The sequence below is a fragment of the Paludisphaera borealis genome (assembly GCF_001956985.1).
GTDB classification, from domain to species: domain Bacteria; phylum Planctomycetota; class Planctomycetia; order Isosphaerales; family Isosphaeraceae; genus Paludisphaera; species Paludisphaera borealis.
Genome location: NZ_CP019082.1, coordinates 6772707 through 6797065 on the forward strand (window position 1 = coordinate 6772707; position 24359 = coordinate 6797065).

Here is a 24359-nt window from a genome sequence, read left to right on the forward strand (position 1 = left end):
CGCATGCGGATCGATCAGACCGACCGGAGGACCAGGCACGAGTTGCCGCCGCCGAAGCCGAACGAGTTCGAGAGGGCGGTCGCGACCCGATGCGGCCGGCTCTCGTGGGCGACGAGGCAGAGGTCGACGTCGGGTTCGTCGAGGTTGACGGTCGGCGGGATCGCCCCGTGCTTCATGGCGGTGATGCAGGCCAGGGCCTCGATCGCGCCGGCGGCGGTGAGCATGTGGCCCGTCATGCTCTTGGTCGAGGTCGCGGGGATGCGGTCGAGGGCGTCGCCGAAGATCAGTCGCAGGACGGCCGCCTCGGAAGCGTCGCCGACCGCCGTGCTCGTCGCGTGGGCGTTGATGTGATCGACGTCCCCAGGATCAAGCCGGGCGTCGGTCAGGGCGCGGCGAACGGCCTGGCCGGCGGGCTCGGGGTGGGGGCTGGGGATGACGATATGGTGAGCGTCGCTGCTGGCCCCGAAGCCGGCGACCTCGGCGTAAACGCGGGCGCTTCGGTGACACGCGCGGTCCGCCGTTTCCAGCACACAGGCGACGCCCCCCTCGCCCAGCACGAAGCCGTCGCGGTCTTTGTCGAAAGGGCGCGACGCGCGGGCCGGATCGTCGTTGCGGCGCGAGAGGGCGCGGAGGTTGCCGAAGGTCGCCAGGCCGACGGGAGTCACGGCCAGCTCGCAGCCGCCGACTACGCAAACGTCGGCCAACCCTCGCCGCAGCCACGTCCGGCCGATCTCGAACGCGAAATTGCTCGACGCGCACGCCGCCGAGAGCGTCAGCGTGGGGCCGTCGAGCCCGCACGCCCGGCGCACGCGTTCGAGCGTCGATTCGTGGTCGCGCGCGGGGTCCTGCACGCGGTCGCCCCCAGCGAGTCGATCGACTTCCCAGAGTTCCAGCCACTCCGCGCCCAACCCCAGAACCAGGCCGACGCGGACGTCGCCCCGACGCTCCCACCAACCGGCGTCGCGGAGCGCCGATTCAACCGACCAGAGGGCCGCCTGTTCGAGCCTTGGCAGACGAGCGAAAGCCTGCGGGTCGAGGCTGGGAGGGCAGGGGACCGCGCCCAGGCTCGCGGCGATTCGGCTCGGGTAGTCGGCGGTCGGAAACCCGCTCACGGCCGACACGCCCGAGCGGCCGGCGAGAAAGTTCGCTTCGAGGGTCGAGAGGTCGCAGCCCAACGGCGAGGCGAGTCCGACGCCTGTGATCCAGACGGCGCGCTCCGGGTCGTTGTCGCTCATGAGGTTTCTCCGAGAGGGGATGTCCGGGGGGCCGCCAGCTCGATCAGGAGGCGGCCCGACGCGTCCGTGCCGATCGTCGCGAACCGGCCGTCTCGCCTCGGTTCGCCAGGCAGGTGAGGACGCGGATAGCCCCGGCCTCCGTGCACCTCGTGACCGATCAGGCGCGGGCTGGCCACCGACGGAGCGACGAAGCTTTCCAGCCGCGCGGTGAGAACTTCGGGCGTCGGCGGAAACGGCGGACGCGCCGTCTCGGCCTCGACGATGCGCAGCTTGATCGGGCTCGCGCAGTCGTCCGAAGTCGGGGTCAGGGCCAGCGCGAGCGCCTCGCAATGGGTGACGGCGCGCGGTTCGCCGTTCAGGTCCGGCTGGTATTCGGGCGACCAGCCGGTGAGCACCAGCCAGACCCCGGGCGCAACGCCGGAGGCGAGCCACGTCAGCGCCGAGAGGACCCCCTCGCTCGCCGAATACAGACCGCCGCCGATCCCCAGATTCGGGCCGTGGCCGCCCAGAACGAGGCTGAGCGTGCCGGCCTGCGCGTGGAGGGCGAAGTGCGGGATCAGGTGCGGCGTGACGCCCCAGACCCCTTCAGCCTTGAAGCGGTCTAGAACGACGACCAGCTTCGACCGTCCCAGAAACCGAGGGGCGGCCAACACGCCCCAGCCGTCGTAGGCCGACGACGGAACGTCCGCGCGCGCGATGGCCGCTCGCAACGCCGTGACGGCCGCGACCGTCTGATCGTCCGAGGAGCGAAGAGTCGCATGCCCGATCGGGTTCCAGCCTTCGGCCAACGGATCCCGCAGGCGTCGCTGGACCGCGATCTCCTCGCGCGTCAGCCGCGCCGAGCCGTGCGCGACGACCGCGGCGTCGAGAAGCACCCGAGGCGCAGCCGCTCGCCGGAGGAGGCTCACGGAATCCATTCCGTCTCTCGTCGACACGTCGCCAGCCTTTCCCTTCCCGAGGAGATCACCGATGATCATCTTCGAAGTCGTGAGTGATCGCAACAACCCAAGCCGCATCCATGCTCGGTTTTCTCGCAATCATGATGATGACGATTTACGGTTTTTCGGCTAGTCTGACCAGCCCGATCCGGCGATCAGGATGCGCCGCGACGCTTTCACCCGTGACCGTGCAGGAGCGCCCATGTCCGCCACTCCGCCTATGGATAGGCTGATGCAGGCCATGCGTAAGAACACGCTGGTCCGAATCTACGAAGAGTTCGACCGCGACTTCGCCGACGTGCATCTCAAGGACCTGAGGGTCGACGAGGCTGGACCGGGGCGGGAGATCGTGATCCAGGGGCGCCGGGTGATGAACTTCGGCTCGGACAGCTTTCTCGGGCTCGATCGCGACCCGCGCTTGATCGAAGCCGTGCGTCAGGGCCTTGATCGTTGGGGAACGCACAACGGCGCTTCGCGGGCGTTCGCGAGCGTCGCCGCCAACATCGAGGCCGAGGAGCGTCTGGCGGCCTGGCTGGGAGTCGAGGCGACCCTGATCTACCCCTCGGCCACGCTGGCGAACATGGGAGCGATCCCGGGCCTGGTCGGCCGCGGCGACGTCGTGGTTCTCGACGAGCACGCCCACAACTCGATCCAGGAGGGTGCCAAGCTCGCCCTGGCCGGCGGCGCGCGCGTGGCGACCTTCGCGCACAACGACCCGGACGACCTCAGCCGAGTCCTCGAAACCTTGCGGCCGTACCGCGTCGCTCTGGTCTGCATCGACGGCGTCTACAGCATGAGCGGCGTCGTCCCGCCGATGGCCGACCTCGACCGCGTGGCCCGAGCGAACGAAGCCGTCCTCTACATCGACGACGCGCACGGGACCGGCGTGCTGGGCGAAAACGGCCGCGGCACGGTGCTCGACGCGCTCGGCAGCTATGAAAACGCGTTCGTCGTCGGCTCGCTCTCGAAAGCCTTCTCGTGCGCCGGGGGGTTCGTCGCCTGCTCGAAGACGTTCCAGAAACTCCTCAAAATTCGTTCAAACACGTATATCTTCGGCGGCCCCGTCGTCCCAGCGTACTTTGATGCGATCATCAAGGTGATCGACATCCTCGAATCAGACGAGTACATCGCGATTCGCGGGCGACTCGACCAGCGCGTCACCCAACTGACCCGAGGACTCCTCGATCTCGACCTGGTGGTGATGGGGGGCCTGACGCCGATCGTCTCCGTGCTCGTGGGGGACGAGGCCGACACGCTGCGAGCGGGCAAGTTCCTGTTCGACCAGGGTTACTACGTCCAGTCGGTGCTGTTCCCAGCCGTTCCCTACCACGGCGGCGTGATCCGCGTTCAATGCAACGCCAACCACTCGGCCGAGGCCGTCGACGGCCTGCTCGCGGCCTTCGCCGCCATGCGCGACGTCATCCCGACTCCCCGCCGATCGGACCGCGAGCAATCGAAGCGGCTGGCGGGCTGAAAGAGAAACGCCATGGAGCTTCGGATTCTCGATCTCGACGGCGGCGTGATCGCGCAGGAGAAGATCGCGTCCCGTCCCGACGCCGTCGTTCACGACCTGCGAGCGTGGGGGCCTCGAATCCGCATGGCCTGCGGGTTCCGCTCGTTCGCGAGGTTCGAAGCCGGCCTGACCGAGACGCTAGGAAGCCCGCTCGACACGCGCCCCGGCCTGACACTCTACGGCTCGGGCGATTTCCACCACGTCAGCCTGGCGCTCCTGCGGAGGCTGACCGAGCCGGTCAACCTGCTGGTGATCGACAAACACCCCGACTGGATGCGCGGAATTCCGGTCTTGCACTGCGGAACCTGGCTGTATCATGCCGGGCGGCTGCCGAACGTCCGGACGATCTTCCACGTCGGCGGCGATCTTGATTTCGACAACGCCTATCGCCCGCTCGCCCCCTGGCCATGGCTCAGGAGCGGCAAGGTCCGCGTCATCCCGGCGATCCGCCGCTTTCGGGGTGGCGGCTGGAACCGGATCGCCGTCGATCCGCTCCGGGTCGAGCCGCAAATCCCGGTCGATCCCGCCCGGCTCGCGAAGCTCATCGAGCCCCACCATCGCGAGTTGTCCGCCCGGCCGCTCTACGTCTCGATCGACAAGGATGCGCTGCAAGCGACCGAGGCGGTCGTCAACTGGGACTCGGGCTTCCTTGATCTCGACGAACTGGAACGGGTCCTGAGCGGCTTTCTCGAAGCCGCCGAGGGGAAGCTCGCCGGCGCGGATTCGATGGGCGACTGGTCGCCGGTCGACGTCCAAGGCGTCCTCCGGAAGTTCCTGCACGTCACCGAGCATCCTTGGCTCGACGTCAGCACCAGCACGACAGTCGAAACGAACACCAGAGTCAATCTTTCACTTGTGCAATTACTTGGCTCGAGGACTCGGAAGTCGAGGCTTCGGCCAGAAATCTGATGATCCAGCCGAAGACGTCCGCCGCCCGCGTTCGGAGCGCGCTGATTGCGTTCGCGTATCCGACTGATGTCCATTCTTTGCATTTTCTCACGAACCAGCCCCTACGCGTCCGATAATCGGAAGAGGCGTACTGGATTCGGGCACCCGTCAGCTTCTCTTCCCCCTCTGTCGGGAAACCATGATCAATGCGGCCCGAACCCTTTGGGAGCCGAAGAGTCGGCGGCCCTGCTTGCCTTCGGGGGCGAGGGGGGTGCTGGCCGCTCTGATCGTCCCGCTCTTGCTCGCGTCCCGGGCGTGGGCCGACCAGCCGCCGGGTGCGGACGCCGGAAAGCCCGCAGCCGCAGCGACCTCGACGGCAGGGGCGGGTGGGTCTCCTTCCGACCTGGAAGATCGGCTGCGGAAGCTGGAGGGGCTCGGCGCCGCCGTGCTCGAGCAGAACCGCGTACTGACCGAGCAAAATCGCCGTCTGGCTGAGCAAAATCAAGGGCTCACGCGACAGCTTCAAGATGTGAACCGCCGTCACGATGAACTGGAGCGCCGGTTCGACGGCGTGACCACGAACGCCGCCGAGTCGATCCCGCGTGCCGCTCCGTTGCCGGATGCCGCCAACCCCACGCCGGCGCTGGACGCTCTCTACCAGGACGACGCGTCCCCGCCACAGGTCGACGCCTTCCAGGCTCCTCGCTCGACGGAATCGAAGTTCCTCGTCGGCGGCTACGACAAGGAAAAGGGACAGTTCGAACTCGTCAAGCCGCGGTCGTCGGCGGATATGCCGTTCGCGTTAAACTTTGACCTGATCACTCAGTTGCGTTACACGGGGTTCTCGCGGTCGGCCCGCACCTGGACCGACAGCACCGGCGCGGTTCTGCCGGTCAGGAATGACAATATGTTCGCGGTCAATCGCAACTGGTTCCAGTTCAGCGGTTACGCACTCGACCCCAAACTCCAGTTCATGGCGGTGATCTTCAGTTCGTCGACGACCAACTCCACGGTGTTTCTCGGTTGGCTCGACTATCGATTCAGCAAGGCGTTCACCCTCTCCGGGGGGTACTTCAAGGTCCCCGGGAGCCGCGAGTGGTCCGACTCGTTCCGCTACACGCTCGGGGCGGATCGCACCATGGCGACCACCTTCTTCCGGCCCAACATGAGCCCGGGCGTCTGGGCCTCGGGCGAACCGATCGACAATTTCCACTACGTCGCGATGATTGCCAACTCGTTCAACGGCCTGAACCTCGCCGACAACCGGATCGGCAACGACCTGGGCTTCGGGGGCACCTTCTGGTGGGAGCCGCTCGGTAAATTCGGCGGAGGGCCGTCGGACGTTGAGTGGCACGAGCGGCCGGTCGCGCGGATCGGATCGAGCCTGACGGTGTCGCGAGAGCCGCTCGCCGTCAACGCGGTCCAGACGAACCCGGAAGACACGCTGTTTCGACTCTCGAACGGCACGCCGCTGGCCTTACTCGGCTCGTTGGGTCCAGGGATCCAGGTCAACACGACCAGCGTTCAGCTCCTGGCGATCGACGCGGCGGCCAAGTACCGGGGGTTCAGCCTCTCCGGCGAATACTACCTCCGCTGGCTCGGCGACTTCAGCTACACCGGCGGCCCGTTGTCCGTCCGCAGCCTGTTCACCCACGGGGCCTACGCCCAGACGTCATACTTCGTTATCCCCAAGCGGTTGGAGGGCTACGGCCGCTACTCGTTCGTGACCGGCGGCCAGGGAGGTGGCGACGAGTGGAGCGGCGGCCTCAACTGGTACGTGCTCGGCACGCGCGGCTGGCGCATGACCTTCGACGTGACCCGGATCAACCATTCGCCGGCCGACAACCAGTTGACCGGCTACCGCGCCGGCGAGAGCGGCACGCTTTTCCAGCTTCAGATGCTCACCGACTTTTGATCGAGCGGCGGTCGGGCCGTCGCGGTCGGCAGGACGACAGAGAACGTGCTCCCTCGTCCCGGACGGCTCTCGACGTCGAGCCGGCCGCCGAACAGCTTCGCCAGCCGCGCGGCCACCGAAAGGCCCAGGCCAAGCCCCTTGGAGTCGCGGGACCGGGCCTGTGGAGTGCGGAAGAACGGGTCGGCGACGTGCAAAACCGCCCCCGCCTCGATCCCGACGCCTCGGTCCTCGACGGACAGCCGGACCGAGTCGCCGTCGCGGCTGGCGCGGACGATGATCGGCGTGCCGGGCTCACTGTACTTGCAGGCGTTGTCGAGCAGGTTGTCAAGCAGCTCGCCGAGCAACGTCGGATGGGCCAGGACGCAAGGCGCGTCGCCCCCCTCGGCTTCGAACCGCACATCGTCGGGTCGGGGGCCGGTCCAGGCCGCCATGTGTTCACGCAGCCAGTCGGTCAGCTTGATGGGTTCGAGCGGAGGCTGTTGCGACTCAGCGTCAGCGCGAGCCAGGAACAGCAACGCCTCGACGATCTGGCGCAGGTGGCGGGTCTTCCCTTGAACGACCGTCAGCACGCGATGATACTCCTCGGCCGAGCGCGTCTGCCGGAGCGCCAGGTCAACTTGCCCCTGGATCGCCGTCAGCGGGGTGCGAAGCTGATGCGAAGCATCACCAGTGAATCGGCGCTGGCGGTCGTGCGACTCGTGCTGGCGGTCAAGCAGCCCGTTGAAGGCCCGGCCGAGGTCTTCCAACTCGTCGCCCGTCGCGGCGATCGGAAGCCGCTCGTCGAATTCATGACCGGCGATTGCGCGCGCGGCTTCGGCCATCTCGGACACGGGTTTCAAGGCCCGCTGGCAGAGTCGACCGCCGACCAGCAAGGCCAGGGTCCAGGTCCCACACGACAGGGCGGTAAGCATCAAGGCGAGGTTGCGAAGCGTCTCCCCAACTCCCGAGAGCGAAACAGCCGCGCCCAGGATCAGGACCTCGTGAACGCTCGGTTCGTCCGCTCCGTCCGAACCGCCGGTTCGCGGGGCTTCGAGCCGTCGAGCCATGACGCGCCAGAGTTGACCGCCCCGGTCCTCGACCCTCCTCGGTCGCCCGGCGGGCGTCGCCGTCATGATCGAATCCGTCCAAGAAGGCTCCGGATCGGTCGGAGACGAGCCATCGAGGCGACGGCCCCGCGCATCGCAGACGATCCAGAGGAACTGGCCTTCGACGGTGCGGCGGCCGAATGACAGCCGGCGCTCTTGCGGCTCCCACTCCACGCCGTGGTCGCTGAACTCGGCGGCGGCGACCAGTGTGTTCAACGCGGCGTCAAGCCGCTCGTCGGCCTGGCGGTGAAGGTACTTCGAGGCCGCCGCATAGAGGGTCGCCGAGAAGCCCACGAGGATGAGCGCCACGGTGCCCAGAAAGAAGATCGACAGACGGGTGCTCAACCTCATGAGGTCGGTCCCACGTCGGGCCGCTCGCCGAAGAGGTAGCCGCGCCCTCGCAGCGTGTGGATCAGCCGGGGGCCGTGCGCTTCGAGCTTCCGACGCACCTCCATCACGTGGTACTCCAGCGTGTTCGAGATACCGTCGTACCGCTCATCCCAGACCTGCTCGTAGATCCGGGTGCGTGAAAGCACCTCGTCGGGGTGCCGCAGGAAGAAGACCAGGAGGGCCTGCTCCTTGGCCGTCATGTCGAGCCTCTGACCGTTGCGCTCGGCGCGGTGAGTCGTCAGGTCGATCCGAACGTCGGCATGGGCGAGCACGGTGCCCGTCGACTTCGCCTGACGACGCGACAGGGCCCGGACGCGGGCCAGGAATTCCTCGTAGTCGAACGGCTTGCAGAGGTAGTCGTCGGCCCCCTGATCGAGGCCGCGCACCTTGTCGGAAACAGCGTCCCGGGCCGTGAGGAAGAGGACCGGCGACTCGTCGCCCGATTGCCGGAACCGGCGCAGGAGCGTCAGACCGTCCGGCCCCGGCAGCCACCAGTCGAGCACCACCACGTCCCAGGGGCCGTTCTGAAGCGCGTGCCAGCCCGCGTCGCCGTCGGCGGCGCGTTCCACGACGAAGCCTTCCTCTCTCAGACCGCGCACAACGAAATCGGCGATCTCCTCGTCGTCCTCAATCACTAGTATGCGGATACCCATGGCATTTCAACCGGAGATTCGAGGACCGTACAGGAGACGCCGACCATTTCCATTCTAGTCGATGTTCGCTGGTTCGACGCGGACGGGGTCAGTCGTCGTCCTCATCGTCATCGTCGTCTTCCTCTTGCTTGAGAATCTTGCCGTCGGCCGACAGCTTCACCTCGACGGACTTCTTGCCCGTCTCGGTCACGACGACCTCGAAGCTTTTCTGCTCCTTGCCCTTCTTGAACGTGACGATCTCCTCGGCCTTCTTGACCGTCCCCTTGGGGTACTTGGCCTCGACGGCGGCGGCAACGGCCTTGGGCAGGTCCTTGGCGGCGACCTTCTTCTCGATCTCGAGGATCGTGCCGTCGGCCTTCAGCGCCACGTCGAGCGTGTGGCCGTCGTCCTTGAGGGCGACTTCATAGGTCGTCTTGCCGTCCTCGTCTTCCTTCTCGGCGCTCTTGATCTCGCCCTTGGGGAACCTGGCCTTCACGGCGTCAAGCACGGCTTTGGGCACGTCCTTGAGCGGGATCTTTTCCTCGTCGGCGCAAGCGCCGGTCGAGAACGCGGCCAGTCCAAGAAGAACGCACGCACCAGCAGCGGCGGCGAATCTCATCAGCAACTCCTTCGCGTCGGGATCGAGAGGCGGATGGTCCGGTACGCACGACACCATTCCCCTTCTCCGGCGACAATCTACCGCGAGCCCATGAGGAAACGGTGAGGCGAGGATAAGAACGATCTTATCTTCGCCTCACGGCGGTCTCAGCGTCGCTCCCTATGCTTTTGAGTCGTGGGAGTGACAGTGCTCCCGACGTGTTTTCCAGGGAAATCGAGGGCCGGAACGATGACCGCACGGATGAGCCTGGCGTCGAACGTGTCACACTTTCTACATCACCATCTTCTCAAGCTGATCGTCCTGAGCTACGTTCTGGCCGCCGCGTTTCCGGCGTTGGGATTGTGGATCAAGGACGCGGCGATCGTGGATTTTGGAACGGCGGACGGACGGGTGACGATGACGCTCCCGAAGCTCTTGCTCGCGCTCCTGCTGTTCAACGCCGGCATGCGGGTCAAGATCGCGCGGGTCGGTCAGATCGCCCGCCGCCCCGGCATGATGCTCGCCGGGCTGGCGGCGAACCTGGCCGTGCCGTTGATCTTCCTGGCCGTGATGGTCCCTGCCATGCAGGCCTGGCACAACCCCGACGAGGCGGCGATCGTCCTGGTCGGGCTGGCCCTCGTCACCGCGATGCCGATCGCCGGCTCGTCGACCGGCTGGGCCCAAGCGGCCGACGGCGACATGGCGTTGAGCCTCGGCCTGGTGCTGGGTTCGACGCTGCTGAGCCCGCTGACGACCCCCGCGTCGCTGCACGCTCTCGGGTCGATCGCCCCGGGCCCTTATGGCGAGGAACTGCATCGCCTGGCCGGTCGCGACACCGGGGCTTTCTTGGCGGCCTGGGTGCTGTTGCCGTCGCTCATGGGCGTCGCGGCCCGCTTTCTCTTGGGCGAAGACAGGGCGGGGGCGGTCGAGCGGCGGCTGCGGATCGTCGCACCGCTCACGCTCCTGGTGCTCTGCTACGCCAATGCCTCGGCCTGTCTGCCGCAGGCCCTCGGACAGCCCGACTGGGACTTCCTGGGGATCGTCCTGACGTTCGTCGCCGGGCTTTGCGTCTCGACGTTCGCCGCGGGCTACGTGCTGGCTCGCTTGCTGCGGGCCGACCATGGCCAGCGGGCCGCGCTGATGTTCGGGCTGGGGATGAACAACAACGGCACGGGACTCGTCCTGGCCTCGCTCGCGCTGGGCTCGCAGCCGCTGGCGATGCTGCCGATCATCGTCTACAACCTCACTCAGCACCTGGTCGCGGGCTGCGTCGACGCCATGCTGAAGAGGACGGCCGCCGCTTGAGCGGACGGCCGGAAGATGATGACAGGGAAAAGAGCCGCCTGGGAGCGATCCCCAGCGGCTCTTTCCGTTCGCCGTCGCTTCGTGCTCTAACCATCAAGGGAGCTGGATCGAAACAGTGCGTTCCTTGCCGTCTCCAGCGGCGCGGACGATCATTTTGAGGACGCGGTCGGGCGCCGCGTTGGCCGTGATCCACGGCAGGTTGCCGGGCTGATCGGTGTGATAGCCGTTGATCGAGTGGATCAGATCGCCGACGTTGAGACCGGCCTTCTGAGCCTCGGTTCCGGGATGGACGTTGGTGACCTTCATGACGTGCACGCCGCCAGCCTCGATAATCGGCTCCTGCTCGAACCCGAGTTCGGCCGCCTGGATGAGCGTCCCGCCGGCACCATCTCCATTGGGAGAGGTGGAGGTCGACGGTCGGTCGAGCAAGGTCTCCGGCTCATAGCCGGAACCGGTCGTCGGGGAAGGAGAGCCCACTCCGCCGGCCGACGATCCGGTCGCCGCGGCCGCACTCGCATAAGTGGCGAAAACCGTCTCGGGGTAGGGGATTGCGCCGCTGTACGAGCCGAAGTCCTGCTCGTAGGGGTCGTCGACTCGGGCGACGGGTCGGTCGACGACGAGCGGGCCAGTGGCCTCATAGCGGTGGGTGGGGCCGTAGCAGGAATCGCCGGGACCGCCGTAATAGGGGAACGGCGTGGCAGGGCCGAACCGACGAAGGCGGGGCTCACCGTGCGGGTAGCCGGGGCCGCCGTAGTAGGGGTAGCCGCCGTGGGCGCCGACGCCCAGGCCGGAACCGCCGTAGCCATAACCCGGATGAAACCCGAGCCCGAAACCGGAGAAGCCCGGGAGGAGGCCGGGTTTGCCGTACCCTAGCTCTCCGAGTCCGAGCTTACTCGAAAAGAGGCTGCCCAGAATGCTCGGCTCAGTGGGCGTCGGGCCGGGGGCTTGTCCCCAGGCCGGGGCCGACGAACCGGAGAAAACCCAGAGCCCCAATCCCAAGGCCAGCGCCTTCAAGGGGAGTCCGCCACCGCTCCGTTCCATCGAGATCATATTGGGTATTCCCGTAAGAGATATCGGGCATGTGAATTCAACGCTTGGCGTATCAGTTGAAAACCGCGGTCACCGCGTGGCCCGGGGCGGCCCGTTGCCGACCGGGGGCAGGTAAGACGGCCGCGCCGTGTCGACCGGCAGAACCTCGCCCGCCGGCCGGAGGTCGGCCAGCTCGCGAGCCGGGTAGCCGAGCGCGTGGAACAGCTCGAACTGCGACCGGTTATAGTCGGCGACCGTCGTGAAATACTCGTCGAAGGCCAACTTCATGAGTTCGAGAGAGTAGACCGCCTCCTGCGGTCGAAAGATCAGGACCAGGACGTTGTCAAGGCGGGTGGTGTGGCGCAGACCTTCGAGATGGCCGTTGAAGGTGATGACGGCCGTTCGGAGGGCGCGGTCGGCCTGACTGACCCGGGCGGTCGCCGACTGGAGATGCGCCTGGGCTCGATTCACGTCCGCCGCCACCGTGTCCTGCGTGCGCCGAAGCTCGACGATGGCCTGCGATTCTTGGCCACGCTGTCTCTTGACCCGCGCGAGGTTCCCCACGCCGAACGCGTCGAGCTGCCAGACAAGCTGATAACTGATGTCAACGCGACCTGCGTACGGCCCCATGCTGCTGTTGGGACCGAGGCCGAACAGCCCGGCCTGGATCAACATGCCGGCGCTCTGGAACCCGTTGATCTGGACGGCGGGAAGCAAAGGGCGCATCTTCTCGCGACGGATTCGCGCCTCCGCCGCCTGGATGAGCGCCCGATTCGAGGCCAGCTCGGGGCGGTTGGCCAGCGCGATCGGCATCAGGTCGTCAAGCTGTCGCTTGGGGTCGATGAGCGTGACCTGAAGGTGGTCGTGCTCCAGCGGCACAACCACCGCGCGGGGGTCGAGCCGGAGCACCTGCGTGAGATTGGCGCTCTGGACGCGCCAGGCCTCGCGAGCGGCGGTGGCCTGCTGTTCGAGGTCGGCGACCATGTTCCGCGCCCGGTCGACCTCGACCTTGGGGACCAGTTCGTGGCTGAGTTGGTTGATCCGCTCGACCAGGTCGTGCCCGCGCTCGACGGAGTAAAGGGCGCCGGCGTACATCCCGCGATACTGGTGGACGCTGAAGTAGGCGTTCGCGGTCATCATCAAGGCGTCGTTCTTGGCCGTCTGGATGTCCCACTGCCGCGAATTCAAAACTTGCCGCGCGACCAGGGGCTCGAAGAAGGCGTCGGTCAGGCTGACGTAGAGGTTGCCAGCGAGGCCGCCGTAGAAGAAATTGACGCTCGGAAAGGTCATGACGCCCTTGTTGAAGTCGGGGCCGCCGCCGTCGTGACGGATGTAGTCGGCTCCGAACGTGAAGACCGGCACCCAGAGGACCTTCGCGCGGGTGAGCTGGGCCTCGGCGACCCAGACGCTGGCCTGGGCGGCGGCCACGATCAGCGGGCGGGCGTCGGAGAGCCGCAGCGCCGTGGCCAGGTTGATCGGGAACCGAAGATCCGACGGCTCCAACGGCGCGGTCCTCAGCTTCAACTTGTCGATTTCGTTGTTCAGCGTCGGCAGCCCCGGCGAATTCGGCTGGATCGCCATCACCGACCGGACGCGCGGGGCGGCCGAAGTCGAGGGAGTTGCAGGCTGCCCAGGCGCGGCGATCGGCTTCGCCGGCGTCTGGGCCGAGCACGGCGCGGGCTCGACCCAGGCGATCACCAGGACCACGACGGCCATCCATGGCCATGCGTATCGGTTCGTCATTCCCTCCCCTCCCCAGAACGTGATCCTCGGCGTGGCGACGGTCTCGACCGCCCCGACCGAGCCGCTCCGCGGCTCTCTGCGTCGGGTAGGATTGTGCGGACGGCGTCGAGTCATCCTGTGCGACACGATCGCTGGACCGCTCATGGAACCCTCGTGAACTGCCAGATCGAGGTGTCGGCGATGCCCGTTCGATGTCCGTACGCTCCCGGGCCGTGGACTGTGATCCAGTCGAGCATGCCGGGAAACTTCGCAGGGTCGTATTTGATCCTGAGGAAGATGGCCGACGGGCCCCCGATGGCGATCCCCCGCGAACCGGCGAGGTCGAATTCAAATCCCCCGGACACCATCGGACGCGCCGGATAGTAAGACTTGGTCAGGACGTAGAAGACCATGACTTGATTCGGCAGCCACTTCTGGTCCCCCGTGAGGATGGGGTAGGAGTGTTCCTTGGTTTGGCCGCTGAACTTGACGTTGAAGCCGCTGTCCACGTCGAAAGTCAGCCTCGTGCTGTTCCGCATGCTGACGGCGTAGACGTTGTAAGTCTGGCCGGGGATCGGCGGAATGTTTTGGACGGCGACCTGGGCGAACGGTGGGGTCAAGACGTGGTTGATCGGCGTCGGGTTGGTGATACGGGAGACGAGGAACCTCGGGGATTGTGATGACGTCTGATTTGGATCCGCGGTCGTCGGGTCGGCCGCAGCGGCCTGAGTCTGGTCGGCGGGGTTCCCCGAGGCGTCGACGACGTTCCCGGCCGCCGCCTCCGCCCTGGCCTGGCGGAGGGCCGCGGCGCGGGCCCCGGGCCTGAGGGCCGCGGAGGGAGGCGCCAGCCCCCGGACGCTCATCAGTTGCTTCTTCTCCAACAGTTCGAGGTCGGGATGAAATTTCACGATCGGGCGATGGCGCATGAACGAGGCCCCCCTCCGAATCCAAGTAAATCGAAACCTACACCCTCGGCACGGAACCTCGGCGCTCAGCGAGTCGCCGGGGGCGGTCCGTTGCCAACCGGGGGCAGGTACGCGGGCCGCGTCGTGTCGACCGGCAGAACCTCGCCCGGCGGCCGGAGGTCGGCCAGTTCGCGAGCCGGGTAGCCGAGCGCGTGGAACAGCTCGAACTGCGCCCGGTTGTACTCGGCGACCGTCGTGAAATACTGGTCAAAGGCCTGCTTCATGAGCTGGAGCGCGAAGACCACCTCCTGCGGCCGGTTGACCAGCACCAGGACATCGCCGAAACGGGTGGTGTGGCGCAGACCCTCGAAGTTGCCGTTGAAGGTGATGACGGCCGTTCGGAGGGCGCGGTCGGCCTGGCTGACCCGGGCCGCCGCGGACTGGAGCCGCGCCTGGGCCCGCGTCACGTCCCCCGCGATCATGTCTTGATACCGGAAGAAGTCGATGATCGCCCGCGACTGCTCGCCGCGCTGCTCCTTGATCCGCGCGAGGTTCCCCACGCCGAACGCGTCGAGCTGCCAGAGGGCCTGGTAGCTCGTGTCGGCGCGTCCCTTCCACTGGTTGAGCTTGCTGTTGGATCCGATGCCGAAGATGCCGGCCTGAATCTGCTCGTAAGGCGTCTGGAAGCCGTTGAGCATGATGGTGGGCGTGAGCGGGCGAAACTTCTCGCGGCCGATCCGCTCCACCACCGCCTTGACGAGCGCCTGCTGCGAACCGAGTTCAGGACGGTTGACCAGGGCGACCGGCATCAGGTCGTCAAGCCGCCGCCCAGGGTCGATCACGGTGATTTGAAGGTGGTCGTGTTCCAATGGCACGATCACCGCGCGGGGGTCGAGCCGAAGCACCTGCGTGAGATCGGCGCTGTTGACGCGCCAGGCCTCGCGAGCGGCGGTGGCCTGCTGTTCTAGGTCGGCGACCATGTTCCGCGCCCGGTCGACTTCGACCTTGGGAACCAGCTCCTTGCTGAGCTGGTTGATTCGCTCCACGAGGTCGTGGCCGCGCTCGACGGTGTAAAGGGCGCCGGCGTACATCCCGCGATACTGGTGGACGCTGAAGTAGGCGTTCGCGGTCATCATCAAGGCGTCGTTCTTGGCCGCCTGGATGTCCCATTGCCGCGAGTTCAGAACTTGCCGCGCGACCAGGGGCTCGAAGAAGGCGTCGGTCACAGCGACGCTCTGGATGGCGCCGACGCCGCCGTAGAAGAAGTTGACGCTCGGCGCGGTCATAATCCCCTTGTTGAAGTCGGGGCCTCCGCCGTCGTGACGGATGTAGTCGGCGCCGATGTTGAGCGTCGGCACCCAAAGGACCTTGGCGCGGGTGAGTTGGGCCTCGGCGACCCAGACGCTGGCCTGGGCGGCGGCCACGATCAGCGGCCGTGCGTCGGAGAGCCGTAGCGCCGTGGCCAAGTTGATTGGGAACCGAAGATCCGTCGGCTCCAACGGCGCGGTCTTCAGGTGCACGTCTTTACCGAGGATCGACGCGCTCGCCATCGCCGAGCCGCCGCTGTCCGGCGGGGCCGGCGTCCCCGAGGGCAAGGCCGGTGGCAGGCCGCGGCCGTCTGGCGTCGCGGCCGGCGACGAGGCAGGCAAACCGGGAGGCGACGCCGGCCTTGCAAGGGGAGCGTCGGTCGGCGTCGGCGCCTGAGGCAAAGTCGGCAGCGTGCTCCGACCCTCCTGCGTCGCCATGGTCGCGGAAGCCGGCGACGACGGCGACGTCTGGGCCGCGACCGGCGTGGGCTCCAGCCAACAAACCAGCAAAGCGATGAGGGGCGTCCATGCCCTGGCCGTTCGATCCATCATGTTACAAGCTACTCCATCCATGGGTCCCGGCGTTACGACGGCGCCGACCACTCCGGACGTGCCGAGTCTAAGAATTCATCGGCATATAAGGGCCGTCCGGATTGAAAGATCTTCGCTTGACATTCCAAGGCTCTTGCCAAATCCGCAAAGCTTGACACCAGAGTCAAAGTTCGATTTCTCGACCATCGGCGCACGCGGGCTGCGCCGGCGCCGATCCATGGCGCGCGACGCCCCCAGCGCGGCGATTCGCTCGCCGGTTACGAGGGAATCGAGACGTCGGACGCCTCGCCTCATTTTGAACGGAGGCCGGGCGGGAAAAAGCCCGGCCTCCGTGACCGAGGAAGGCTTAGGGAACGCGAGCCAGCTTGTCGGGCCGGCCGGCCGTCGTGGGATGGCCGGCGTCGGGAGTCGGGCTGGTGACTTTCGTTCCGTCGGTCGCCGGCTCAACCTCCACGACGAGACCGTCGGTGAGGATCGACTGCTCGTCGAGAATCAGTTGCTCCGAACCGTCGAACGACGTCCACTGTTCGCCGGCGTGGGCTCCCGCCGCTAGGGTCTTGGGGTCCGGAACGCGGCGGTTGGTGACCTCGATCCACTCGCCGTCGCTGACGCCGGTCTGGACTTCGGTCCTGACCGCGCGGCCGTTCTCGTGCTTCCAGCAATAGGTCTTTTCACCGCTGTGCGTCAGTGCGGACAAGGGGAGGGCGCGAACGCCGGGGCGCTCGATGATCACGTTGGCGTAGGCGTACATGCCGGGCAGAAGCTGGCTGCCGGGGTTGGGCAGGTCGATTTCGGCGCGGAGCGTGCGGCTTTTGATGTTGAGCGCCCACGACGTGCGAGTGACGGAGCCCTGAAGCGGCTCATCGCGATACGCTCGAGCGAGCACGCTTGCCTTGGTCCCGATCTTGACGTAGTTGGCGTCTTGCTCGGGAATGTCGATGAAGATGCGGACCACGTCGGTCTTATCGACCACGTAGATCGGCGCGGCGTTACCGCCGGGTGCGAGGTGAGGGGAACGCTGCATGGCCGTGGGGTCGCCCGCGGCGGGGAGGACGAAGTCGCCGGTGTTGGCGTTGCGAGCCACGACCACGCCGTCGTACGGGGCGGGGAGCGTGATGTAGCCGACCCACGCCTCGATCCGCTTGGCCTCGCTGGTGGCGACGGCCAGATCAGCGCGGGCGACCTCGACGGCGACCTTGGACTTGGCAAGCGTGGCTTTGTCCGAGAGCAGTTCGGCCTCGGCCTTCATGATGTCGGCCCGAGCCGCCTCGCGTGACGCGGCGGCCGACTTCCACTGATTGGTCGATTCAAGAAGCACTTGGGGATCGACGACGCCTCGACGGACCTCGTCGTCAAGCCGCTTGACCTCCGAGTTCCAACGCTCGACCTCGGCCGTGTACTTGGCCAGGATCGCCTTGGTCTCGACGACCCGGGCCTCAGCCGCCTGGACGTCGGCCGCGGCCACGTCGACGATCTTGAGAGCCAGATCGACCTTTTGGCCGTCAAGTCCGACGGTCGCCTTCTTCGTCTCGAAATCCTCGACCAGCTCGGGCACGAACAGGGTGGCCATGACCTGGCCCTTCTTCACCTTGTCGCCGATGTCGACGTTCCACTTCTCGATATAGCCGGTGAGCTTGGGATAGATCGACGTCCGCTCGAAACTCTCGATGAAGCTCGGCTGACCGACCACCCGGACGATGTTCCGTCTCTCCGGATGGACGACCTTGACGACCGGAGGCTTTGTAACGCTCTTAACCTCGGCCTTTTTCTCCCCATGGCACCCCGACGCCACGAAGGCGACGGAGGCCAGGATTCCGATCGCCACGAGGCGGCCCGCGAAACGATCCGTAACCGAAGTCCAGAGGACGCGGGGCATCAGTGATCTCCAGGTAATGGGACGACGCCGGCGAACCGCCGCCCCGGAGGGCTTTTCAATTTCGAGCGACATCATCGATCTCCATGTAAGAAAGGTGCGGACTCCGGCGCTTGGCCGCCGTCTGGGTTGGGATCGTCATGCGATTGAGATGAGTCGGACTGGTGTGCGTCGGATTCGACGGCGGCATCAGGGTGGGCGGACCCGTTTTCGCTGTGATGCGCGACCTCTTCATCGGCCGCGATCGCGTGGCCCGTATGGTCGACCGGAGCGAAGACCAGCGGGTCGTAATGGAGACTCTCGGGATCGTCGGGATAGATCGAGGGCGAGCGGGGCACGCTTCGGCCCATGACGACCGCGAAGATCGAGGGGACGACCAGCAAGGTTGCGAACGTCGACATCACCAGGCCGCCGATGACCGCCAGGCCGAGCGGGGCCTGCATCTGGCTGCCTCGCTCAAGGGCCAACGCCATCGGCACCATGCCGACCGTCATGGCGCAGGCGGTCATCAAGATCGGCCGCAGGCGGTCGCTTGCGCCGACGACGGCCGACTCGATCGAGGACGCCCCGCTCCTCCAGTGGTCGTTCATGAACGTCACCATCATGACCGAGTTCGACACCGAGACGCCCAGGCACATGATCGAGCCCATGAACGACTCGATGTTGAGCGACGTGTGGGTCGTGTACAGGATCGTCGCGATGCCGGCGAGCACCCCCGGCACGGCGCCGATCGAGATCAACGCCATGCGAGGCGACTGGAAGTAGGCCGTCAGGAGCACGAGGATCACGAACACGGCGACCGCCAGCCCGATCCCAAGCGACTGGAACATCTCGACCATGGGCGGCAACTGGCCCATCGGGAGCACCCGCACGCCGCGGGGCGGCTCGCCGGCCGCCGCGATCGCGGCGATAACGTGGTTCGAGGCGCGGCCCATGTCCTCGCCCTCGACGTTCGCCGTCAAGGTCAGATAGCGCTGCGACATTGATCGGTCGTACTCGCCCGGCCGCGTGCCCTGGCGGACCGTCGCTACGTCGCGGACCATCAGGTTGACCAGCGGATTGACCGACTCGATCGGCAAGTTCTCAAGCTCCTCGGCCTTCGTCATCCGCGCGGGGGGGATCAGCACCTCGACCAGGTAGTCGAACCCCGTCTTGACGTCGATCCAGTAGTTGAGGTTGGTGAACCGGGTCGACGACGTCGACATGACCAGCGCCTTGCCTACGTCCTCGACCGTGACGCCGCTCAACCCCGCCTTCTCGCGGTCGATCTCGATCTCGACGGTGGGGTAGTCGAGCGTCTGCTCGAACTGGATGTCGCGGAGCGAGGGGATGTTCTTCATCTCGCCGGCGATCTTCTCGGCATGCTGGCGGATCAGTTTCATGTCGGTGCCGACGACCCGGACCGAGATCGGCGTCATGGCGCCGAAGCTCATGACCGAGGTCACGATGTCGCCCGGCTCGAAGCCGAAAGTCGACGTCTTGGCCTGCCGCTCGGCGTCCACCTTGCTGAGCCCGCCTTTCTCCAGCCGCTGTGCCAGCCACGGCACCACCCGCTCGGGGAGGATCGTCCGGAGCCGCTCACGGAACTCGGCGAGCTTGATTCCACTCTCCTCGTTGAGCGCGATCCGCAACTGGCCGTCGTCAGGCCCTCGCATGAACAGAAGCATGTTGTCGATGCCGAAGTTCGGGGCCACCTGACCGACGTATCCCATGCTGATGTCGATGTTCTCGGGCTTCGCCTCCTTCTCGATCTCCTCTAGGCACTTCACCGCCATCTCCCGGGTCAGTTCGAAGCTCGAACCCGGCGGCGGCCGGAACCGGAGCACGAACTGCCCCGAGTCGATCTGCGGGAACAGCTCGGTGCCGACCTGCATCCCCAGGAGCCAGAGGGCCAATACGCAGCAACCGAGGTAGATCGGCACCACGAGGTACCGCAGGTGGACGAGCCAGCCCACTCCCTTCGTATAATGCTTGAGGAATCGGTCGAACAGCCCCGGTTTGGCGTTAGCGTCGTGAGCGTGCCCCGAGTGCTTGATCAAGGCCACGCAGAGGATCGGCACGAACGTGCTCGACAGCAAATACGACGCGATCATCGCGAAACCGACGCCCAGGGTCAGCGGCATGAACAGCGACCGAAGCGGATCGCCCATGATGAACGCCGGTATGAACACCGACAAGATGCAGAGCAGGGCCAGAAGTCGCGGCACCGCCGTGGCGTTGCTCGCGTGCAGCACCGCCGTGGCCACCTTGTCGGTGTGTCCCATCTGCACGTGCACGTTCTCGATCGTCACGGTCGCCTCGTCGACGAGAATGCCGATCGCGAGCGCCATGCCGCCCAGCGACATGATGTTGATCGTGTTTCCCGTGATCCAGAGGCCGAACAACGAGCCGAGCAAAGCGAGCGGGATGTTCGAGACGACCACGACCACGCTGCGGAGGTCGCCGAGGAACAAGAGGATCATCAAACCCGTCAGACCGGCACCGATCAGGCCTTCGGTGGCGACGCTCTCGACCGCCGCCACCACGGTGGGCGACTCGTCGAACTCGAAACTGATTTTGACGTCCTTGGGCACCACGTCGCGAAACAGCTGCATCGACTTGTGAATGTCGGCCACGACGTTTAAGGTCGACGCCGTGTCCTTCTTGATGATCGGCAGATAGACCGACTTCTTGCCGTTGACGAGCGCGTACCCGTACGTGATGTCGACGTCGTCCTGAAACGTGGCCACGTCGCGCAGATAGACGTTCTTCTCAAGCCGGAGCGGGATGTTGCCCAGCTTCTTGATGTCGACCACTGTCGAATTGTTGGCGACGACCGGCATCGCGTCTTTTATATAGACGTTTCCGGATGGAACGACGATGTTCCCCGCCGCGAGCGCGTCGCTGATCTGCTGCGGCGTCAGGTTGTAGTCACGGAGCTTGTCGGGGTTGACGTTGACGAGGATCGACCGCATGTTCGGCCCGAACGGCGAGATCGCGACGGTGCCGGGAACGTATTTCTGAACCAACGGCCGGATGATGTTCTGCGCCAGGTCGCCCATCATGCCGAGCGAGGTCTTCTCGCTCTCGAAGACCAGATAGCCGACCGGGACGCTGCCGGCGTCCATCCGCATGATCATCGGCGGCAACGTGCCCTTCGGCATCCACGACATCGCCCGGTCGGACATCGCCACGACCTGCGCCATCGCCTGCCCCATGTCGGTGCCGGGGAAGAACGACAGGTCGCACAACGCGACCTGCTGGATGTTTCGCGAGTTGATGTCGCGAATCCCGTCGACGTACTGAAAATACAGCTCGAGCTGGTTGACGATGAAGCCTTCCATCTGGTCGGGGCTCATGCCGACGTAATCGAGAAACACGTAAATCTTCGGGGTGTTCATCGTGGGGAAGATGTCCACCCGCATCCGGTTGAACGCCAGGGCGCCGCCGCTGATCAGGGCCACGACCATCATCAGAGTCGTGACGGGTCGACGCATCGCGAATACGCTTGGATTCATGTCCCAATACTCCGGTCGATTCCTGGCGGGCCCGACATCGAGACTTCGTATGGAAGTCCCAGGCCAAAGACGCTTAAAAACCTAATTCCCTGCCGTGATGCGGCCCTGAACCCGCGACGCCGGACGCCGAAGCTCCGGTTCACCAATTACCGCATGTCAACATCATTTCAACCGCCGCCACGTAACGCGGCGGGGTTTCGTGGAACGGCTTTCTCTCCCGAGTCGCTCCGACCAATTGGGAATGGACGAGGCGTCGAAAGCGCCCGTCAGGCGCAAAGCCGGGGACGAGGGGAGGCGCTCGACACGTCGAATACACAACGGCGACGCCTGGGACCGTGATGGAATTCACGTCCATCGCATGTCGCGAGCCGTGGGCTCGCCATGGTCAAGTTCTCGTCCGTTGCGACGGTTGAAAGCTTACTACCGGAGCGTCGATTCGCGTCGCCTGGGCCGGTTCAGCGCAACGCGCCAAGGGAATGGGCGAGGCTGACTCGCCTTCAAGGCGCGCGTCGACGCGGGGCGTGGGTTGGGCTCAACAGCGGAGCGGGTGAATCGCGCGAATGAGGCCGGAGACGGCCGAAGCCCGAACGGGCTCGGAAGAGACGGCGGGAGATGGGATGAATACGAAGTAGGAGGCCGAATCCGCCACCCCGTTTCGTTCGTCCTTACCCTCATCCTCTGAGGAAATCGCCTTGACCCGGAGCGGCGACGACGGAACCGACTTCGCAGTCGTCTGGCTCGAAGCGGACGCAGGAAGGACGAAGTCGAGACGGATACAATCGGGGCGGAGCGAACAGGCGATCGTGCCAGTCGACCGAATCGGCGAAACGATCACAGCCGCCACCAGTGCGACTGTGGACGCAACGCAGACAATTCGGTTAAGCACGTTTCGGCTCGCCATCAGCCCTCGGCCCCCTCGTCTCATTAAAGAACACCAAGATTGTACAGGCTTAAGAATCGATGTCAAGTTCTCGTCGAGACAAGGCCTCACATGCGATAGCTCTTCAATTTTTGCCCGAATTCGCATGCCTGGGAGGCCGCCGACAGGGCAATCTCGGGGCTCTGCGACGCACCTTAGAAGGACTGCTTGCACAATTCCGGGTCAACGCGTAACGCCCCGCCGCTCACGGGACCGATGGAAGAAAGCGGCGCTTTCGCGACCTGTTTCGAGCACAACAATCGCCCCAGGCGATCGCGACGACGTCGACGCGGGCGTCATTTCTCGTCGAGGTTCCGCTTCAGCTTCTCGGTCATCTGATCGATGGTGAAGGTGGCGGCCTTCTGTCTGGGGGGGAACTCCTTGAACGTGGCCAGGAACTTCGCCACTTCTTCCTGCGCGACGAAGATCAGATACGGCTGGGAGATGAGCCAGTCGTAATACGTGTTGGACGTCACGTCGGCCCGCTCGTAGGGATCGGCGCGGAGGTCGAAGAGCTTGGGAAGTCGCAACGACGTGAACGGCTCGGCCCAGATCCGCATCGTGCCGGGGGCGCGCTGTTCGAGGAACACGACCTTCCAGTTCTCGTGACGCATGGCGACGAGTTCGCCGTCGTCGTTGAAGTAGAAGAACTGCTTGCGGGCGCTCCGCTCTTGCTCGCCGGTCAGGTACGGGAGCTGATTGTAGCCGTCCAGGTGGACCTTGAAGGTCTTGCCGGCGGCCTCGTGTCCCTTGAGCAGCTTCTCCTTCACGTCGGGTTCGCCGGCGGCGGCCAGGAACGTCGGCAGCCAGTCGAGCCCGCTGACGATCTCGTTCGAGACCGCCCCGGCCTTGATCTTGCCCGGCCACCGGATCATGCAAGGGACGCGAAACGCCCCCTCCCAGTTGGTATCCTTCTCGCTGCGGAACGGGGTCGTGGCGCCGTCGGGCCACGAATTGGCGTGAGGGCCGTTGTCGGTCGTGTAGAGGACGATCGTGTCGTCGGCGATCTCAAGATCGTCGAGCGCCTTGAGAATCTGGCCGACGTGGCCGTCGTGCTCGACCATGCCGTCGGCGTACTCGGTCTTCGCGGTCAGGCCGACGGGGCTGCGACGGTCGGCTTTAACGTGCGTCCGCAGATGCATCCTGGTGGTGTTGAACCAGCAGAAGAACGGCTTCCCGGCCTTCGACTGGCGCTGGATGTAATCGACGGCGGCGGCCGACGTCTCGTCGTCGATCGTCTCCATCCGCTTCTTGGTGAGCGGTCCGGTGTCCTCGATCTTGCCGCCGGCCGTTGATCGGATCACGCCGCGAGGGCCGTACTTCTTGCGGAACGCGGGATCACGCGGGTAGGTCCGTTGCTCGGGCTCCTCTTCAGCGTTGAGGTGGTAGAGATTGCCGAAAAATTCGTCGAAGCCGTGGGCCGTGGGCAGGTACTCGTCACGATCGCCCAGGTGATTCTTGCCGAACTGACCGGTCGCATAGCCCTGGTTCTTGAGCAGCTCGGCGATCGTGCAGTCTTCCTTCCGGAGCCCGACCGTCGCGTTGGGGACGCCGACCTTGCTCAGACCGGTTCGAAACGTGGCCTGACCGGTGATGAACGACGACCGGCCTGCGGTGCAGCTCTGCTCGGCGTAGTAGTCAGTGAAGATCATGCCTTCGCGCGCGATCCGATCGATGTTCGGCGTGCGATAGCCCATCACGCCCATCGAGTAGGCGCTCAGGTTCGTCTGGCCGATATCGTCGCCGAAAATGACCAGGATGTTCGGTTTCTTCCCGGTGCTCGCGGCGTGAACCGCGGTCGGCTCGCCTCCGGGGGCGGCCGGGGACGGGCGTGTGGGCGCTTCGGGGTTGATCGCCGAGGCGTCGGCGCGGCGAGGCGTCGCGCCCAGGTTCCCGGTCGCCGCGACGTAGCCGAGCAACGCCCCGAGAGCCACGGGGGCGAGGGACGTCAAATTACCGCATTTCAGTATATTGATCATCCTTCGAGGTCGCCTGAGGTTGTGCCGATGGATTCCAAGCCGGCGGCACGTCGCCGGGGCCGTCGGCTCACGATCGT

The 24359-nt window shown here is 65.8% G+C and carries 16 protein-coding genes; 4 read left to right on the forward strand and 12 right to left on the reverse strand.

The window, feature by feature from the left end:
- Window positions 1–14: 14 nt before the first annotated feature.
- Window positions 15–1235 (reverse strand): beta-ketoacyl-[acyl-carrier-protein] synthase family protein, encoded by a 1221-nt coding sequence (locus BSF38_RS26200; RefSeq protein ID WP_076349997.1) that lies wholly within the window; start codon window positions 1233–1235, stop codon window positions 15–17.
- Window positions 1232–2152 carry a hypothetical protein gene (locus BSF38_RS26205; protein ID WP_145952333.1) on the reverse strand — a complete coding sequence of 307 codons (921 nt, stop codon included), beginning with the start codon at window positions 2150–2152 and terminating at the stop codon, window positions 1232–1234. Before BSF38_RS26205 ends, BSF38_RS26200 begins: the two co-directional genes overlap by 4 nt.
- A 253-nt stretch (window positions 2153–2405) precedes the next feature.
- On the opposite strand from BSF38_RS26205, the gene BSF38_RS26210 reads away from it, so the two are divergent.
- The 3 genes from BSF38_RS26210 to BSF38_RS26220 all read left to right on the forward strand — a co-directional run bounded on the left by BSF38_RS26210 (window position 2406) and on the right by BSF38_RS26220 (window position 6489).
- A complete protein-coding gene (locus BSF38_RS26210; protein WP_076349999.1) occupies window positions 2406–3647 on the forward strand; it encodes an aminotransferase class I/II-fold pyridoxal phosphate-dependent enzyme in 1242 nt (413 codons plus the stop codon).
- A gap of 12 nt (window positions 3648–3659) precedes the next feature.
- Complete coding sequence (locus tag BSF38_RS26215) at window positions 3660–4595, forward strand: arginase family protein (protein ID WP_076350000.1); 936 nt, start codon at window positions 3660–3662, stop codon at window positions 4593–4595.
- 250 nt (window positions 4596–4845) lie between these two features.
- Entirely contained in the window at window positions 4846–6489 is a 1644-nt protein-coding gene (locus tag BSF38_RS26220; protein WP_083713515.1) for a hypothetical protein, read from the forward strand.
- Here the strand turns inward: BSF38_RS26220 and BSF38_RS26225 are convergent.
- The 3 genes from BSF38_RS26225 to BSF38_RS26235 all read right to left on the reverse strand — a co-directional run bounded on the left by BSF38_RS26225 (window position 6468) and on the right by BSF38_RS26235 (window position 9215).
- Window positions 6468–7925 carry a sensor histidine kinase gene (locus tag BSF38_RS26225; protein WP_076350002.1) on the reverse strand — a complete coding sequence of 486 codons (1458 nt, stop codon included), beginning with the start codon at window positions 7923–7925 and terminating at the stop codon, window positions 6468–6470. The two genes, BSF38_RS26220 and BSF38_RS26225, sit on opposite strands and share 22 nt — an antisense overlap.
- A complete protein-coding gene (locus tag BSF38_RS26230; protein ID WP_076350003.1) occupies window positions 7922–8617 on the reverse strand; it encodes a response regulator transcription factor in 696 nt (231 codons plus the stop codon). The genes BSF38_RS26225 and BSF38_RS26230 overlap by 4 nt, the downstream gene beginning before the upstream one ends.
- An 88-nt stretch (window positions 8618–8705) precedes the next feature.
- Window positions 8706–9215 (reverse strand): PepSY domain-containing protein, encoded by a 510-nt coding sequence (locus BSF38_RS26235; protein WP_168189466.1) that lies wholly within the window; start codon window positions 9213–9215, stop codon window positions 8706–8708.
- A gap of 228 nt (window positions 9216–9443) precedes the next feature.
- Between BSF38_RS26235 and BSF38_RS26240 the strand changes: the two genes are divergently transcribed.
- On the forward strand, window positions 9444–10499 hold the full coding sequence (locus tag BSF38_RS26240; RefSeq protein WP_083713518.1) for a bile acid:sodium symporter family protein: 1056 nt from the start codon (window positions 9444–9446) through the stop codon (window positions 10497–10499).
- Between the two features lie 93 nt (window positions 10500–10592).
- Here the strand turns inward: BSF38_RS26240 and BSF38_RS26245 are convergent, their stop codons facing one another.
- The 7 genes from BSF38_RS26245 to BSF38_RS26285 form a co-directional block, all read right to left on the reverse strand.
- The gene (locus BSF38_RS26245) at window positions 10593–11549 is read right to left on the reverse strand and encodes a PDZ domain-containing protein (protein WP_076350006.1); all 957 of its coding nucleotides are present in this window, start codon (window positions 11547–11549) and stop codon (window positions 10593–10595) included.
- Between the two features lie 69 nt (window positions 11550–11618).
- Complete coding sequence (locus tag BSF38_RS26250) at window positions 11619–13271, reverse strand: TolC family protein (RefSeq protein ID WP_168189467.1); 1653 nt, start codon at window positions 13269–13271, stop codon at window positions 11619–11621.
- A gap of 140 nt (window positions 13272–13411) precedes the next feature.
- Entirely contained in the window at window positions 13412–14176 is a 765-nt protein-coding gene (locus BSF38_RS26260) for a hypothetical protein (RefSeq protein ID WP_076350009.1), read from the reverse strand.
- Window positions 14177–14241: 65 nt separating this feature from the next.
- Window positions 14242–16014 carry a TolC family protein gene (locus tag BSF38_RS26265; RefSeq protein WP_145952334.1) on the reverse strand — a complete coding sequence of 591 codons (1773 nt, stop codon included), beginning with the start codon at window positions 16012–16014 and terminating at the stop codon, window positions 14242–14244.
- Window positions 16015–16360: 346 nt separating this feature from the next.
- Window positions 16361–17890 (reverse strand): efflux RND transporter periplasmic adaptor subunit, encoded by a 1530-nt coding sequence (locus BSF38_RS26270; RefSeq protein ID WP_076350011.1) that lies wholly within the window; start codon window positions 17888–17890, stop codon window positions 16361–16363.
- 71 nt (window positions 17891–17961) lie between these two features.
- Window positions 17962–21384, reverse strand: a complete 3423-nt coding sequence (locus tag BSF38_RS26275; RefSeq protein ID WP_083713533.1) for an efflux RND transporter permease subunit — start codon at window positions 21382–21384, stop codon at window positions 17962–17964.
- Window positions 21385–22599: 1215 nt separating this feature from the next.
- Window positions 22600–24282: an arylsulfatase gene (locus BSF38_RS26285; protein ID WP_076350014.1), complete on the reverse strand. Its 1683-nt coding sequence runs from the start codon at window positions 24280–24282 to the stop codon at window positions 22600–22602.
- Window positions 24283–24359: the final 77 nt, after the last annotated feature.

Excerpts from the sequence above, each read along its gene's own strand:
- BSF38_RS26200 (WP_076349997.1), bottom strand. The coding sequence starts at position 1,235 with ATGAGCGACAACGACCCGGAGCGCGCCGTCTGGATCACAGGCGTCGGA.
- BSF38_RS26205 (WP_145952333.1), bottom strand. The coding sequence starts at position 2,152 with ATGGATTCCGTGAGCCTCCTCCGGCGAGCGGCTGCGCCTCGGGTGCTT.
- BSF38_RS26210 (WP_076349999.1), top strand. The coding sequence starts at position 2,406 with ATGCAGGCCATGCGTAAGAACACGCTGGTCCGAATCTACGAAGAGTTC.
- BSF38_RS26215 (WP_076350000.1), top strand. The coding sequence starts at position 3,660 with ATGGAGCTTCGGATTCTCGATCTCGACGGCGGCGTGATCGCGCAGGAG.
- BSF38_RS26225 (WP_076350002.1), bottom strand. The coding sequence starts at position 7,925 with ATGAGGTTGAGCACCCGTCTGTCGATCTTCTTTCTGGGCACCGTGGCG.
- BSF38_RS26230 (WP_076350003.1), bottom strand. The coding sequence starts at position 8,617 with ATGGGTATCCGCATACTAGTGATTGAGGACGACGAGGAGATCGCCGAT.
- BSF38_RS26235 (WP_168189466.1), bottom strand. The coding sequence starts at position 9,215 with ATGAGATTCGCCGCCGCTGCTGGTGCGTGCGTTCTTCTTGGACTGGCC.
- BSF38_RS26240 (WP_083713518.1), top strand. The coding sequence starts at position 9,444 with ATGACCGCACGGATGAGCCTGGCGTCGAACGTGTCACACTTTCTACAT.
- BSF38_RS26245 (WP_076350006.1), bottom strand. The coding sequence starts at position 11,549 with ATGATCTCGATGGAACGGAGCGGTGGCGGACTCCCCTTGAAGGCGCTG.
- BSF38_RS26250 (WP_168189467.1), bottom strand. The coding sequence starts at position 13,271 with ATGACGAACCGATACGCATGGCCATGGATGGCCGTCGTGGTCCTGGTG.
- BSF38_RS26260 (WP_076350009.1), bottom strand. The coding sequence starts at position 14,176 with ATGCGCCATCGCCCGATCGTGAAATTTCATCCCGACCTCGAACTGTTG.
- BSF38_RS26265 (WP_145952334.1), bottom strand. The coding sequence starts at position 16,014 with ATGATGGATCGAACGGCCAGGGCATGGACGCCCCTCATCGCTTTGCTG.
- BSF38_RS26270 (WP_076350011.1), bottom strand. The coding sequence starts at position 17,890 with ATGCCCCGCGTCCTCTGGACTTCGGTTACGGATCGTTTCGCGGGCCGC.
- BSF38_RS26275 (WP_083713533.1), bottom strand. The coding sequence starts at position 21,384 with ATGAATCCAAGCGTATTCGCGATGCGTCGACCCGTCACGACTCTGATG.
- BSF38_RS26285 (WP_076350014.1), bottom strand. The coding sequence starts at position 24,282 with ATGATCAATATACTGAAATGCGGTAATTTGACGTCCCTCGCCCCCGTG.